Consider the following 14,921-nt stretch of genomic DNA (forward strand, 5'->3'; position numbering starts at 1 on the left):
GGCCATACAGATTTGCTGTTGGCTAAATCAATGGAGTTACACCATGTCTAAGGTTTGCCAAGTTACCGGCAAGCGTCCAGTCGTTGGTAACAACGTCTCACACGCCAACAACAAAACTAAACGCCGGTTCGAGCCGAACCTGCATCACCACCGTTTTTGGTTAGAAAGCGAAAAACGTTTCGTACGTCTTCGTCTAACTACTAAAGGTATGCGTATTATCGACAAATTGGGCATCGAAAAGGTTGTTGCTGACCTACGTGCTCAAGGTCAAAAGATCTAAGGAGCTACGAACATGCGTGATAAAATTCGCCTAGTTTCTTCTGCTGGTACAGGTTATTTCTACACTACCACTAAGAACAAACGTACTATGCCGGAAAAAATGGAAATCAAAAAATTTGATCCAAAAATCCGTCAACACGTAATTTTCAAAGAAGCTAAAATCAAATAATTTTAGTTTTTTGAAAAAAAACGACCTGCTTAGGTCGTTTTTTTTTGCATTTTTTTTATTCGAATTGCTAAACTTTCAAAATGCTTTTGGCACTTTTTGTGCTTGTCTTTTTTACCCTTAACTTAGGCTTAAGGAGTTTTTAGTGCCTCATGATGTAGAACTCATAATATTACTTGCTGTTGGCTTTGGTTTTGCCTTAATTTTTGGCTATATAGCTGCGCGCCTGCGACTTCCTCCCCTCATCGGCTATCTGATTGCCGGTATTATTATTAGCCCAAATACGCCTGGAGTAGTTGGTGACATCCATCTCGCTAACCAGTTGGCCGAACTCGGTGTCATGTTCCTGATGTTTGGCGTGGGTATGCACTTTTCACTCAATGATTTGATGCAAGTCCGTCGTATTGCTTTGCCCGGTGCCATTTTACAAATTGCAGTGGCGACCTTACTGGGTATGGGAATTTCCATGCTTTGGGGCTGGAGCATGGGCTCAGCCTTAGTGTTTGGCTTAAGTTTGTCGTGTGCAAGTACGGTGGTTCTCCTCAAGGCTCTCGGTGACCGAGGCTTACTTAACTCCGTGAATGGTAAAATTGCTGTAGGCTGGCTCTTGGTTGAAGATCTGGTCATGGTCTTGGTTCTGGTCTTACTCCCTGCCACAGCAGTATTGCTTGGTGGACAGCCACTCACAGAAAGTAGTGCAGATGAAAATATCTGGCTCACCCTTGGTATTACCTTACTCAAAGTGGCAGGCTTTATTGCCTTTATGCTAATCATTGGTAAACGCTTAGTGCCAATGATTATGCAAGTGGTTGCACGCTTAGGCTCACGTGAATTATTCACGCTTACCGTGGTTGCAGCAGCTGTGTCTATTGCCTTTGGTGCCTACAAGGTATTTGGTGTATCCATGGCACTGGGCGCATTTTTTGCTGGGATGGTAGTCAAAGAATCGGACTTTAGTCACCGTGCAGAAGAAGAAACCCTTCCGCTTCGTGAAATTTTTTCGATTCTGTTTTTCGTTTCCGTCGGCATGCTGTTTGATCCACGGATCTTGATTGAACAACCGCTTCATGTCTTAGCTGTGGTCGGTATTATCATGATTGGTAAGACCATCGCTGCAATGGCGTTGGTGTTGTTCTTCCGTTACCCCATCAATACCGCATTAACCGTTGGGGCGAGTTTGGCGCAGATTGGTGAGTTCTCATTTATTTTGGCGACTTTAGGTGTATCTCTAAATCTCCTTTCAATGGAAGGTCAAAATCTGATACTGGCAGGCGCTTTAATCTCGATTACGCTGAATTCATTTATATTTTCTGCAATCGAGCCTATGCAGCGACTCATCCGTGAGCGCTCGAATTTGGCCCGTTTACTGGAACGTAGTAGTGACCCATTGGCCATGTTGCCGGATGAGGTCTCACAGGATTATCTGCGTGATCAGGTGGTGCTGATTGGTCATGGTGAAGTCGGTCGTCGTATTACCCGCGAATTAATGAATGAAAACATTAAAGTGGTTATTGCTGAAGAAAACCGTGAAATCGTGGAAAACTTGCGGGAAAAAGGCATCGCTGCGGTATCTGGTGTAGCAACAGAACCTGGGGTTTTAATTCAAGCCCATATTCAACACGCACGCCTTTTGGTCATTTCACCTATGGATATTTTAGATATTCATAAAATTGTCGATATTGCCAAAATGCTGAATCCTTCTATCCAAGTATTGGTGTGTGCGGAAAGTAAAGAAGAAGCTGAAGTCATTCGTCGTGACAATATCGGTGAGGTTTATTATGCCAAAGAGGAAATGGCGAAAAATATGAGCAATCATATTTTAAATCAAATCCAAATTGCCCATCACCAAACTCCGACACACTAAACTAAGTTCCTAATTAAGTTCTTATGGGCAATACCCAAAAGGCGATGCATTAAAGCATCGCCTTTTTTTAAACTGATATAATTCAGTAATATTAAAATCACAAATAATTGAATTTAAAAAACATATTGATAAAATAAGCATCAAACGAAGCATCATTTTTAAAAACTTCAAACAAGAAACGAGAAAAACATGTACATCCTCTATTTAGGCCTTGCCATTATTTTGATTGGCGGTCTGGGCTTTCTCATCGCTGCATTTAAAACCAGTATTTTATGGGGACTGGGCTGTCTATTGTTTTATCCCATTTCCATCGTCTTTCTGATTCTGTATTGGCAAGATGCCAAAAATCCTTTTTTCTTACAGCTCATCGGGGTCTTTATTGTATTTTTAGGTTCGATACTGATCTCACCTACTGAACTGGGCACAGTCTAAGTGCCATTTTGGATATAAAAAAACGCACCAAAAGGTGCGTTTTCATTATCATGATCCGCAAAGTCAGCAGCTATATGATTAGCTCATATATTTTGGCTTTTCATCAACCACTTCGGCATGCCATTCATCCACTTGTTTTTCTAACAGACCAAACAATGCAGCCTGAATCATTTGCTGAGCGATCACACTCATTTGATCGCCCAAAATATTGCGTAATTCTTCATTGAATTGGATAGTCACCAAAGGCTCTTTTTCTGAGCCTGCATTACGCAATGCCAACTCACCACCTTCCAATTGAACCAGCTCTAAAATTGCTTCCTGGTTCCCAAAGAGTTCTTTCAACTGTTCTATAGACATATATCCCTCCATGCGCAACATGGTGATAAAGGCATCTGCACTTTGTATTACTTAGATAATCTTATATCGGGTTAAATAAATTTATTTCAAGTAGCAATAGTCCGATTAGAACTCCACCATCTCGTTACGAAATCCATCAATTAATTGAGTTAGATCACGATGCCATTCACGCAAAATAGCGGTATCTGGCAACCATGCTTGCGGTGTTTGGGTAACTTTAATAATTAAATTTGAAGATGTTTCATCTTCTGGCTCTGGTGCAGACGGTTCAGGTGCATATTGACACATACGATGTGCGCGTTTCAGCTCTGCAATAAAGCCCTGCTTTGCCAATTGCTGCATAACAGTCACTTCAGGTGATACCTGACCTTTTTCAGCCATCAGCGTTTCAATCGACTTTAACGTGGGCGCAGGATCATTTAAACGATAGTAACGCACCAACTCTTGTAAAAACGCAAGTACTGCACCATGCAAATGAAAAACTGCTGCTTCGCGATAAGCCTGAGCTTGTTGAACATGATCAGTCTGCTCGGCTTGCTGACATGCAAGACGGCTAAAATATAACTTTTGATTGGTACGATCAGCATGAAAGCGAGCAACACGAGACATGAACAATTCCCTAAATTTTGGCGTTTTTCTACATGAATAAGCTTAAACGGATTTTTAGGAAAATCACAATAAATATTATGGATGATCGAATTCAATGAAATAAATGTCACGCTTGGCGGGAACAGGCATATCCCAATCAATCATCCTGATATTTTCCAGACGCCAAGCCCAGTACCCTGCTGCCCAATAGGTCGCCTGCGCTTGCTCTACCTCTGTTTCAGTCCATGCATGAACGTCATATACATCGACCATCGCCACTGCACGTCCAATATCTTCATCTCCGCTTTCATGTAAGTAGCGTTGTGATTTTCCACGATCACTAAATCTTTTAAAGGCAAATGTTCGGGCTGCCATGAGCGGACTTCAAGCGTTTTAAGCCCGCACGCAATGTTCGAACCAGATGGCGCAACAATCGACAAAGCCGAGTAGCATTTTTTCATAGATCACCGATAAAAAAAGGAGCGTTACGCTCCTTTTTAAATTTATGCTTTAGGCTTATCTTCAGCCACTTTTACGCGAATACCTGCACCTTTGACTTTCAAAGTATTCAGGCCTTTAATCGCTTTTACAGCTTCACGACCATTTGGCATTTCGATAAAACCAAACCCTTTCGATTTACCTGTGCTTGCATCCATAACAACAACAGCAGACTCTACTGTGCCAAATGGTTTAAACAATTCAACCAATTCTGCTTCAGTAACTGAACGCTCTAAGTTACGTACTAAAATTTTCATTCAATCTTCCAAATAGACAGCATCATCAAAAAGCATTTGTCTATTTTGCTTTTTAACTTGCGTGTAAATCACGTCAAAAATCTATTTTAATCGAGATCGATACCAAAATCTAAATTAATCGATTTTCTTTCGATTAACGCACTTTTTACGGTTTGCTGACGGGTTTTATAATGTGTTTCCAAACTACATAGGTTTCGAGTTAAATCATTCATAAAGTAACTTTCTACTTTACGCCCTTGCTCATCGACAGTTTCACGCGCCCAGTGGTTTAAGTTTTGCTTAGTCAAAATCAATTCATTTTGCGCACGTGTCAGCGCCACATATAACACGCGACGTTCTTCTTCCACTTCATCGAAATTACCTTGGGCACGTGCATGTGGATATTGCCCTGGTGTGACATTCGCCACATAACAGACTTTTTGCTCCGTTCCTTTTGCCGAATGAATGGTAATTAACGTCACGACATCACTGTCAGATTGGCGTTCAATTTCAGAAATGGACACTGGATCGAGCACATACTCTTCAAGAAATTCACTGAGCTGTGTATGCTTTGATGCCAATTGTTTCACCAGATCAAAATCACCGACACGGCGGTTCCAATCTTTTTTATAGTTTTCTTCCAGCTGCTCAGAAATCGCTTGAACAGCCAAGCTTACACATTCTTTGACCTGATCTTTCAACACCGACATTTGCTTCATCATCAGAATCGCTTGGTTAGGTACTTTGCCAAACTTTTCCAACTTGGTTGCAATGGCTTGCATTTCTGGCTCAAGTAAAATCTGCTGCGATAACTTACTCGCACCGACATCACCCACACCATTCCATAAGGTTAAAAAGCGCATCCACGCGATATCATCTAAAGGATTGGCCACTACACGCAATACACTGAGTAAGTCTTTTACATGGGCTGTTTCAAGTAATTTCATGCCGCCAATAAAGCGATACGGCACGTTTGCGGCAATACAGGCCGCTTCAATATGACGAGCAGCAAAGCTTGAACGCACAAGCACCATATGATCCGACCATTTGCTGCCTTCGAGGTAATGACGCTCTTTAATATCAATGGCAATCCATTTGGCTTCATCAAACTCATTCGGGAAAATATGCATTTTCGGCTTAATCCCTTCACCACGATAGGCATCTAGGCGTTTGTCATATTTAATTTCACTTTCATCCAACAACCAATTCGACAGATCTAAAATTTCTTGGGTTGAACGATAATTTTTTTCAAGTTTAAAAATCTGTGCGTCGGGTACCCGCTCTTTAAAATGATGAATATTTTCAAAGTCTGCACCACGGAAACCATAAATGGACTGTGCGTCATCGCCGACACAGAACAAACTGACACGTTCCTTTAATGGCTCAAGTAACGCCCATTGCAACGGATTGGTATCCTGCATTTCATCAACCAACATATGGCGACAAATCGAAGCAACATAATCGACCAGTCCATCTGATTCCGCCAAGGCTTTCGCCACAATCGCCAAGATATCGTCATAATCGAGAAAACTACGCGCACGTTTACGAGCTTCGTATTCTTTCATGATATCCGCGATTTGATCTTTTAAAGCAAAGTACTCAGGCATTTGCTTTTCCATGGCAATGCTAAGTTTTTGGCGCGTATTCCGCGCAAAGGAATACAGATCACAGAGTTCTTTCGGCTTGGGCAAGTGATTGGGGTTTTTCTTATCATCACGGCCACGAATCAGGCGGAACATCATGAGCTGATCATCACGATCAATAATCGAAAACTGTTCTAGACCAAAAGCTTTTGGAATGCGGCGCAATAGGTACATACAAAAGGTATGAAAGGTTGATGCACGTAAGCCTTTGGCTTGCTCCCCCAGAGCCAACTCCACACGAGCGACAATTTCACTGGCCGCACGGCGAGTAAAAGTCAAAATTTGAATTTGATTGGCAGGCACGCCTTGATCAATTAAATAGGCAGCACGCGCCACGATGGTTTTGGTTTTACCACAACCTGCTCCTGCCAAAACCAAGCTATGCTGTGCTTCTGTTGTTGCGGCTTGTTTTTGTTGAGGATTTAATTCATCAATCAGGTTGGCTAAACTCATATGTACTCATCATTTCATGGATAGGTATAGTTTAGCAGATTGAAAAAAAATACATGCTAATGTAGGATCAAAATTAAAACTAGAAAAAGATAAGTTTATGAAAAATTTTAAGCTAATTAACCATGTCCTTCAGCCAATTTTATTACTCATAATATTTACAAATCATCCATCTTACGCAAAAAAATTGACTCAAACTGAATTTGATCAGTTGATAAATAAAAATAATCAGAAAGGAATTCAACTCCATGATGAGCTAGCTGTAGCTCTAATTTCTGGCAATCATAAACTTATATCCGATAATTTATGTGCAACTTATAAAATGAGTAAAGCACAATATGAAATTGCTTCAGAGAATTCTGAATTATTAAAAGCGAAGCCAGCAAAAGAAAATGCAATTGAAAATATAATTCCAAAAAATCAAAAACCAATGGAAAAATATTGCAAAAATTTTCGACAAAATTAATCTTATTTTCCAACTATGATTATCTTAAAACTCGCTAGATGCATTCATAAGTTTTACCTTGATTTTTATTTCAAACATCTCATCACATTTCGACAGCAATGCTCCAAATTTAGTTCCGCATTTTTTAATGCATCTTCCAACTTACAATCTGGTGGATTAATCCCAACAATCTGTGTGAAACCTAAATCATAGAGTTCTGCTATCCCCTCACCCACTAGACCAGCAAAGGCGATCACGGGTTTATTAAACTTTTTTGCAACCTGCGCCACACCAAATGGTGTTTTACCTAACTTGGTTTGATGATCAATTTTCCCTTCACCTGTCAGCACATAATCTGCCTGAGCTATTTTTTCCTTCAACTGACTTTGTTCAATGACCAATTCAACACCTGATTGCATTGATGCACCTGTAAATGCCATTAACCCAAAACCTAATCCACCTGCAGCACCTGCACCTGCGACATCACGTAAAGCACAACCCAGTGTCGCTTCAACCACATCGGCATAATGACTGAGGTTCTGATCTAACTGATGCACCATCTCCTGCGTTGCGCCTTTTTGCGGGCCAAAGATATGGGATGCGCCATTATCACCACATAGTGGATTAATGACATCGCTAGCAATGATAATCTCTGTTTGCGCTAAACGTGAGTCGATCTGCGTCAAATCAAGACTGTTAATTTGATCTAGACAACCACCACAGACTGCTATTTCCAAGCCATTTTCATCTAAAAATTGCGCCCCCAAGGCCTGTGCCATACCTGCACCACCATCATTGGTCACACTCCCGCCCAAGCCAATGATAATTTTACTTACTCCGAAGTCTAGAGCAGCCTGGATCATTTCGCCCGTACCATTAGTTGACGTCAGTAAAGGATTTCGCTGAGCAATATCGACAAGATGAATACCATTAGCTTTTGCCATTTCAATCACTGCGGTTTTCCCACCGTCGATCAAACCGAAATACGTCGTCACACGTTGATTGGGCAAAGGACCTGTAAGCGCTATCGTCACTTTTTGGCCGTCGCAAGCACTGAGTAACGCATCTACAGTTCCCTCACCGCCATCTGCCATTGGCACAGCGATGACATTGGCGTCAGGTATGAGCTTTAAAATTGCACGCTGCATCGCGTCACAGGCTTGTTGAGCACTCATACTTTCTTTAAATGAATCGGGCGCAAGAACAAAAGTGGTCATCTAAATGCTCAAAATAAAACTTGTCCTCAACCATAACGGTTTTAAAATAGCAGGTATATCTAAAAACATCAGAAAGGTTCGAAATGTCACGAATCAACCTAGGTCAGTCTGCACCTGAGCTATATAAAAAAGTCGCAGAACTTGATGCACTGGCAATGCAAAAAATAAATGAGGCTGGTCTTAATGAAGGTTTAGCCCATTTACTCAAACTACGTGCATCCCAAATCAACGAATGTGCGTTCTGTATTCGCATGCATGCACAAGATGCACTTAAAACTGGTGAAAGCATTGAACGTATTAGCCTACTCAATGCATGGCGTGAAACTGCGTACTACGATGAAAAAGAACGTGCGGCTTTAAGCTTGATCGAAGCGATCACGTTAATTGCTGAAGGCCAAGTTCCCGATGCAGTTTATGAAGATGCTTTGCCCTTTTTAACAGATGAGCAAATCAGTGCAATTGAATGGCTCGCGATTGTCATTAACACATGGAATCGTATCGCCATTAGTAGCCGCTATAGCGTTAAACCTTAACGGGTTGTACACATTAAAAGTAAATAAAAAAAGAGTGCCTCAGCACTCTTTTTTTATTTATCAGATCCGCAAGCAGCTTACTGCTCTGCCGAGCTTTTCGGCACTTCACGTCGAATATAAGAAGCCAAAGTAAGGTAGTTGACCCCTTGGAATAAAATATCAACCGCCAAGAATAATCCTAATACCCAAAATGGTGCATCAGGTGACATCAAAATGATCACACCCGTAATCAAGGTCAATAGACCTGAAAATAGTGTCCATCCCCAACCTTGAAATGCTCGAAATAGCACAGCATTAAAGATACGAATGCCCCCTGCAATGATCAAAATAATCGCCAATAAATTGGTTAGGACAATGGCCGTTTTGACAGGCGTTGTAAATGCATAATAGCCTGCGACCAAATACAACACACCAAATAGTGCCCAGAACCAGCGGTAGCCGCCTTCAAAAATTTTAAATGCCGCGATGAAATGGATTACTCCACCTAACATCATCAGCACACCAAAAATATAAATCACCGTAAGTGTCGCAAATGGCAAAGCTGCCAAAAGGACCAATCCGAAGACCACCAATAAAGCACCTAAACCGAGATACCACTTACGGTTTTCATGGAGCTGACTGCGAATTAAATCGTTGCCTACTGTTCTCATGTTTTTTCTCAAATTATTCGTTACTCAATGGATTATGCAACTTCATGATGAAGAAAAATAAAAGAAAAGTCCAAATCTTATCCACACTGCCACTTGAAGCTGTGGATAAAATACGCTTTATCCACATTATTTTTTCCATCCCACTTCAATCGCTGTGACGTCATTCACCACAGTATCAGCTAAATCTTCAGGCATTTTACTTTGCTTCTGTGAAGTTGGAATGTGCCCAGCCATTAGTTCAGCTTTACTTTGTGGAAACAAAGGCTGCCGCTCAGGTTCTGCATAACCGACAGGGAAGATAGGCTGACCTGTGGCCAAATCATATTTATCAGTTGCACCAAAAGCGTGTAATAACTCATGGGCTAAAACGATTTTATTCTGCGCTGTCTGTTTATTCGATGCAAATATATTCACCGATCCAATTCGACCATTTTCCAAAGCTGTGGAATGTTTAAGTTCTTTGGTTTGAGTCGGATCATAATAATTTAAAAATAGCGTGACACTCGAAACACCATCTACATTTTCATGCTGCTGCCAAGCATAGTAGCGGAATTTCAAACTCCATAAGATAACGTCCAACATGCCAGCATCATTGGGTACTTTGGGAGGTAAAACTTTCAGCTCACGACCTAACTTAAAATACACATAAGTCGGTTGCCCTCGGTATTTCTGTGCTGTCGCTTGTAAATATTGTTGAACATCGTTTAAATCATTGACAGAGAGCTGCTGTATATAAGCTTGTGTGCTCTCTCGACCATCGGCATTAATTGGATGTAACAATACAAAGATCGGTTTACTCCAGTCTTGGTTTTTGTCTTTATAGGCATTGACTGCGACCACTAGTAGAATCAGCAGTAAACACAGTACCCGAATTTTTTTCCACATTGATGGTATATCCAATCTATTTAATCAAGCTATTAGTCTTTTAATTTTTAAAAATTTTTTGGATTTTTCTATTTTTAAATCCAACCATTCACTATTTATTGACTCTATTGCTTCTTCGTAATTTCTAATATTTAAATCTGAATTTTCTAAATTTTGAATGATTATGCTTAATTCAACCCATTCACTTTCATTAGAATTTTGATTAATCGCTTTTTGCACTAATCGTATGAAGGTACTAAAGCTTCTTTTTCTTAGAAACATTTGGCTCCCAACTAATTTCGTTTCAAATACACCTAAAGCCTTAACCAGACCTGATAGTTTTTCATGTCCATAATTTCTAGTATCAAAATCCGACTTTACCGCATTGATATACCCTCCAACTAGACCTAAATATGCCCAACCACTGTCATCCGCATTATCTTTCACAGCTTTATAAATCAAATTTAAAGTGGGTTTATCAATGATTTCAGTGATTGTATTCTCTTTAATCTGCACAGATGGCTTTGGTTCACTTACTTTTGTATTTTCAATGACTTCTTTAATTGGTGAAACAATAAGATCTTCTTCAGTATTTTTTAGCTCATTATCTTGTAGTAAGTTTTCAACATAAATAAATTTATCACATGCTTTTTTAAATGCCTCTGGCGTCGACTTTTTTCCAAAACCATAAACACTTAGCCCATTTTCACGAACTCTAGATGCTAAAGGGGTAAAATCACTGTCGCTTGAAACAATACAAAAGCCATCCAATGCACCTGCGTACAGCAAATCCATCGCATCAATGATCAAAATCATATCCGTTGCATCTTTGCCCTTTGTGTAAGCAAACTGCTGAACAGGTGTGATTGCATGAGGAAGTAAGACTTCACGCCAATTTTTTAAGGTTTCGCTGCTCCAATCTCCATAAACTCGTTTAACACTTGCGATTCCATATTTTGCAACTTCTTCCAACACATATGGAATAGCATTGATCGATGAGTTATCCGCATCTATGAGTACAGCAAACTTTTTCGTTTGAATTTCCACTATTCCCCCCAATCATTTTTATCATTTAAATTTTGATTAATTCTGACATAAAAAATGCCGACCGAAGTCAGCATTTTATTGATTTTAAAGCTTAAGCCTCAACCCACTTACCGTCTTGGTACACCAAAGACCATTTGGTTTGTTTTCCTTCAGCATTTTCAGAACCAATATATTGCGCTTGGTTCTTACGGCTGAATTTCACCAATGTTGGGTTTCCTTCAGGATCGACATCCGGCGCTTGCAAGATGAACTGATATTTTGCATCCAACTGATCTGCGACAGAACGTAGTTCAGCCACTTTCGGTGCACGAGTTTCACGTACTTTCGGGAACTTACTTGCAGCTAAGAATAAACCTGCTGCGCCATCACGAAGGACAAAGAAGTCATCATGTTTTGTTGAACGTAAGTGCTCCATTTTAATTGGATCTACACGTGGAGGTGCAGGCTGACCGCTCTTCAACACTTTACGTGTATTGTCACAGCTATTACATGCAAAGTAAGGACCGAAACGGCCTGTCTTCAATTGCATTTCGCCATCACATTTGTCGCACGGAATGGTTGGACCATCATAACCTTTGATTTTGAACTCACCTTCTTCAAGCTCAAAACCAGCGCAGTCTGGGTTATTACCACAGATATGCAACTTACGCCCACCATCAATCACATAGCTATCCATGGCTGTTTCACAGATTGGACAGCGTTTTTTCGACATTAAATCTGCTGTTTCTGCCGAGTCATCGTCAGACAGTGCAGCCAATGATTCTACAGGTGTCAGGTTCAAAGTCCCCTTACAACGCTCTTTTGGCGGTAAGTTATAACCTGAACAACCCAAGAACACGCCTGTAGTCCCTGTACGAATCTGCATCGGACGATCACATTCTTTACAGTGCACAGCATCCACTTCTACAGGTAAATTACGGCGCATGCCATTTTCACCCTGAGCTGTGGTTAAACGTGTTTTAAAATCACCGTAGAAGCTATTGAGTAACTCTTTCCAGTTACGATCACCATCGGCGACTTTATCTAGTTGACCTTCAAGATCTGCCGTAAATGCATAGTTCATCAAGTTATTAAAGTTTTCATCGAGACGGTCTGTCACGATTTCACCCATTTTCTCGGCGAACAAACGACGGTTATCGAGCTTCACATAACCACGGTCTTGAATGGTTGAGATAATCGCAGCATACGTCGATGGACGACCAATCCCTTTTTTCTCAAGCTCTTTGACCAATGATGCTTCAGTGAAGCGCGCAGGTGGTTTAGTAAAGTGTTGAGATGGATCTAATTTTTCAAGCTTGAGTACTTCCCCAACTTTTACAGCAGGTAGCAGTACATCATCATCCGATTTGTTTTGGCCACGCACTTTAGTGAAACCATCAAAGACCAATGTGCGGCCTTTGGCTTTGAGTTCAACACCATTGGCATTGACTAAAATCGTTGATGATAAATATTCTGCTGGGGTCATTTGACATGCAACGAACTGACGCCAGATCAGGTCATAAAGACGCTGCGCATCACGCTCTACACCCACCAAACTATCGCCTTTTAGCGCTACATTTGATGGACGAATCGCTTCATGGGCTTCTTGCGCACCAGCTTTATTGCCGTAGCGATTTGGTTTTGCCGGTAAATATTTTTGTCCAAACTCAGTTTCAATATGACCACGAACCATATTTACAGCGTCATCACTCAAGAATGTTGAGTCTGTACGCATATAAGTAATAAAGCCGGCTTCATATAACCGCTGTGCCAACATCATGGTTTTCTTCACAGAAAAACCTAAACGTGTACTTGCTGCTTGTTGCAGTGTAGACGTGATGTATGGCGCACTTGGATTGACCTTGGTTGGTTTGTCTTCACGTGCTGAAACTGTGTAATCGGCATCTTTAATCAGGTTCAGTAAAGCATCCGTTTCAGCTTTGTTGTGCAGTTTTAAAGTCTTGCCATTTTGCTTCACTGCTTCTAAGCGGATATCGTCTTTCTTCGACTTGGTATCTGCAAAAACTTGCCAAAATTCTTCTGGAACGAAGGCACGAATTTCACGTTCACGCTCAACCACAAGTTTAACAGCCACAGATTGCACACGACCTGCCGATAAACCACGGGCGATTTTTTCCCATAAGAGTGGCGAGATCATAAAGCCCACAATACGGTCGAGGAAACGACGGGCTTGTTGAGCATTGACTTTATCTGTATCGAGGCGAGAAGGATGTTTAAACGCTTCTTGGATGGCATTTTTGGTAATTTCGTTGAACACCACACGTTGATAACGTGAGTCGTCACCGCCAATTACTTCTTTTAAATGCCAAGCAATTGCTTCTCCTTCCCTATCCATATCCGTTGCGAGATAGACCTCGTCAACTTGCGATGCAAGCTTTTTCAGTTCCGCAACAACATGTTCTTTACCCGGTAGGACTTCGTACTGTGCCTTCCAGTCATTTTCAGGGTCTACACCCATACGATTAACCAAAGCTTTTTGTGCTTTTTTGGCTTTTTCAGCTTCAGTTAATTTTGCACGAGTTACTGGCTTTTTATCTGCTGTTTTACTCGAGCTGCCTGTAGGTAAATCACGGACATGACCCACCGATGATTTTACGATGTAATCAGAGCCCAAATATTTATTGATTGTTTTCGCTTTTGCAGGCGATTCCACAATCACTAACGCACGCTTTTTCCCAGCATCGGCAGATTTTGCTGTGGTACTTTTAGATGTGGACCGAGGAGCGTTCGCCATAGTTAACCATCATTCCTGTTTAATAGGTTTTTTAAAATTTAAAGTTCAGCCAATGAATGTAAAAATGCTTTCATATCATCAAGCTGTGTAGCTCTTAAGTCAGATTCTTCGTTCCAATAGAGTCCTACACAGTTTGCCTGCATATCAATAGCATAAATGCCCTTTAATGTAATGGCTAAATCCTTGAACTTGTCATCACCATGCACCAGTTCAAGTTTGTCATCGACCACTAAAGCACGCATTAAAGGCAAACGCGCATCTGGAATCAGCACACTGTAATACGCCACCATACTGGCACGTTTTTCAGAAGCCATTGGAATCTTGGTCCAAGCAGGTGCAGCCACTAAACGTGGGTGCAGCCCCATCTTACGCGCCTTCTCACGCATAATGCCCAGAGCTTTTTCTCTAGGATTTACTCGAAGTCCAAAAATCGACCCAAGTACAAAGACCACAATAAAAACGGTAACCCAGATTCCAGTATTTTCCATAGCACAACCTTTATATTCCTTTATTAGAGTTGCATAAGCGCAATATAAAACGCAAGCATGCTTAATGAATAATATTAGTTAGCAATATCGGGTTATAACTAACTTGCCGTTTACTATTAACCTCTATCAATCTATATTTCCTCAATAATTCTAATGAGTTAATAACATCATCTTCAGGCAAACATCTCTTTAAAATACTAGTAAAACCACTTAAAGATTTAGGAGGAGTATGGTTATTTACATCCATATGAGCGAGTAATTTATTTCTTATCTCAATCAATTTTTGCTCAATAGTTTCAGCAGTTTCAGCAGTTTCAGCAGTTTCAGCAGTTTCAGCAGTTTCAGCAGTTTCAGCAGTTTCAGCAGTTTCAGCAGTTTCAGCAGTTTCAGCAGTTTCAGCAGTTTCAGCAGTTTCAGCAGTTTCAGCAGT

General features: G+C 40.9%; 17 protein-coding genes and 1 pseudogene. 6 read left to right on the forward strand and 12 right to left on the reverse strand.

Translation table 11 applies throughout. The features are described 5' to 3' along the window. Nucleotides 1-43 precede the first annotated feature (43 nt). The 4 genes from rpmB (at nt 44) to FTU34_RS05350 (ending at nt 2,741) form a co-directional block, all read left to right on the forward strand. Nucleotides 44-280 carry a 50S ribosomal protein L28 gene (gene rpmB, locus FTU34_RS05335; RefSeq protein WP_000048256.1) on the forward strand — a complete coding sequence of 79 codons (237 nt, stop codon included), beginning with the start codon at nt 44-46 and terminating at the stop codon, nt 278-280. A gap of 12 nt (nt 281-292) precedes the next feature. Next, nucleotides 293-448: a 50S ribosomal protein L33 gene (rpmG, locus tag FTU34_RS05340; RefSeq protein WP_001205031.1), complete on the forward strand. Its 156-nt coding sequence runs from the start codon at nt 293-295 to the stop codon at nt 446-448. A 142-nt stretch (nt 449-590) separates the two neighbouring features. Further along, a complete protein-coding gene (locus tag FTU34_RS05345) occupies nt 591-2,309 on the forward strand; it encodes a cation:proton antiporter (RefSeq protein WP_180024451.1) in 1,719 nt (572 codons plus the stop codon). A 189-nt stretch (nt 2,310-2,498) separates the two neighbouring features. Continuing rightward, nucleotides 2,499-2,741, forward strand: a complete 243-nt coding sequence (locus FTU34_RS05350; RefSeq protein ID WP_078192731.1) for a hypothetical protein — start codon at nt 2,499-2,501, stop codon at nt 2,739-2,741. Between the two features lie 78 nt (nt 2,742-2,819). Here the strand turns inward: FTU34_RS05350 and FTU34_RS05355 are convergent, their stop codons facing one another. From FTU34_RS05355 to FTU34_RS05375, 5 genes and pseudogenes are all read right to left on the reverse strand, one after another. Then, nucleotides 2,820-3,098 carry a hypothetical protein gene (locus FTU34_RS05355; protein WP_078192732.1) on the reverse strand — a complete coding sequence of 93 codons (279 nt, stop codon included), beginning with the start codon at nt 3,096-3,098 and terminating at the stop codon, nt 2,820-2,822. A gap of 105 nt (nt 3,099-3,203) precedes the next feature. Continuing rightward, complete coding sequence (locus tag FTU34_RS05360; RefSeq protein WP_180010190.1) at nt 3,204-3,707, reverse strand: DUF6586 family protein; 504 nt, start codon at nt 3,705-3,707, stop codon at nt 3,204-3,206. Nucleotides 3,708-3,782: 75 nt separating this feature from the next. Continuing rightward, a pseudogene (locus tag FTU34_RS05365) lies at nt 3,783-4,147 on the reverse strand (ASCH domain-containing protein). Nucleotides 4,148-4,189: 42 nt separating this feature from the next. Next, the gene (locus FTU34_RS05370) at nt 4,190-4,441 is read right to left on the reverse strand and encodes an RNA-binding protein (protein WP_180034940.1); all 252 of its coding nucleotides are present in this window, start codon (nt 4,439-4,441) and stop codon (nt 4,190-4,192) included. Nucleotides 4,442-4,527: 86 nt separating this feature from the next. Beyond that, nucleotides 4,528-6,516 carry an ATP-dependent helicase gene (locus FTU34_RS05375; protein ID WP_180034941.1) on the reverse strand — a complete coding sequence of 663 codons (1,989 nt, stop codon included), beginning with the start codon at nt 6,514-6,516 and terminating at the stop codon, nt 4,528-4,530. 97 nt (nt 6,517-6,613) lie between these two features. Here FTU34_RS05375 and FTU34_RS05380 point away from each other — a divergent pair, with 97 nt between their 5' ends. Continuing rightward, nucleotides 6,614-6,979: a hypothetical protein gene (locus FTU34_RS05380; RefSeq protein ID WP_180034942.1), complete on the forward strand. Its 366-nt coding sequence runs from the start codon at nt 6,614-6,616 to the stop codon at nt 6,977-6,979. A gap of 65 nt (nt 6,980-7,044) precedes the next feature. Here FTU34_RS05380 and FTU34_RS05385 read toward each other — a convergent pair whose 3' ends face one another. After that, entirely contained in the window at nt 7,045-8,175 is a 1,131-nt protein-coding gene (locus tag FTU34_RS05385) for a glycerate kinase (RefSeq protein WP_180034943.1), read from the reverse strand. 83 nt (nt 8,176-8,258) lie between these two features. Here FTU34_RS05385 and FTU34_RS05390 point away from each other — a divergent pair, with 83 nt between their 5' ends. Continuing rightward, nucleotides 8,259-8,708 carry a carboxymuconolactone decarboxylase family protein gene (locus tag FTU34_RS05390; RefSeq protein WP_180034944.1) on the forward strand — a complete coding sequence of 150 codons (450 nt, stop codon included), beginning with the start codon at nt 8,259-8,261 and terminating at the stop codon, nt 8,706-8,708. Nucleotides 8,709-8,785: 77 nt separating this feature from the next. Here FTU34_RS05390 and FTU34_RS05395 read toward each other — a convergent pair whose 3' ends face one another. The 6 genes from FTU34_RS05395 to FTU34_RS05420 all read right to left on the reverse strand — a co-directional run. Further along, nucleotides 8,786-9,358, reverse strand: a complete 573-nt coding sequence (locus FTU34_RS05395) for an HdeD family acid-resistance protein (protein WP_180034945.1) — start codon at nt 9,356-9,358, stop codon at nt 8,786-8,788. 126 nt (nt 9,359-9,484) lie between these two features. Next, nucleotides 9,485-10,243: a hypothetical protein gene (locus tag FTU34_RS05400; RefSeq protein ID WP_180034946.1), complete on the reverse strand. Its 759-nt coding sequence runs from the start codon at nt 10,241-10,243 to the stop codon at nt 9,485-9,487. Nucleotides 10,244-10,267: 24 nt separating this feature from the next. Beyond that, nucleotides 10,268-11,269 carry an NYN domain-containing protein gene (locus tag FTU34_RS05405; RefSeq protein ID WP_180034947.1) on the reverse strand — a complete coding sequence of 334 codons (1,002 nt, stop codon included), beginning with the start codon at nt 11,267-11,269 and terminating at the stop codon, nt 10,268-10,270. Nucleotides 11,270-11,360: 91 nt separating this feature from the next. Then, nucleotides 11,361-14,003 (reverse strand): type I DNA topoisomerase, encoded by a 2,643-nt coding sequence (gene topA, locus FTU34_RS05410; RefSeq protein WP_180034948.1) that lies wholly within the window; start codon nt 14,001-14,003, stop codon nt 11,361-11,363. Between the two features lie 38 nt (nt 14,004-14,041). Beyond that, nucleotides 14,042-14,491 (reverse strand): hypothetical protein, encoded by a 450-nt coding sequence (locus tag FTU34_RS05415; RefSeq protein WP_078189705.1) that lies wholly within the window; start codon nt 14,489-14,491, stop codon nt 14,042-14,044. Between the two features lie 61 nt (nt 14,492-14,552). After that, a partial coding sequence (locus tag FTU34_RS05420; protein ID WP_180073305.1) for a hypothetical protein occupies nt 14,553-14,921 on the reverse strand: 369 nt, incomplete at its 5' end.

Origin of the sequence: Acinetobacter sp. YH12094 (genome assembly GCF_013419295.1) — a bacterium.
In the GTDB taxonomy this organism is placed as follows: domain Bacteria; phylum Pseudomonadota; class Gammaproteobacteria; order Pseudomonadales; family Moraxellaceae; genus Acinetobacter; species Acinetobacter amyesii.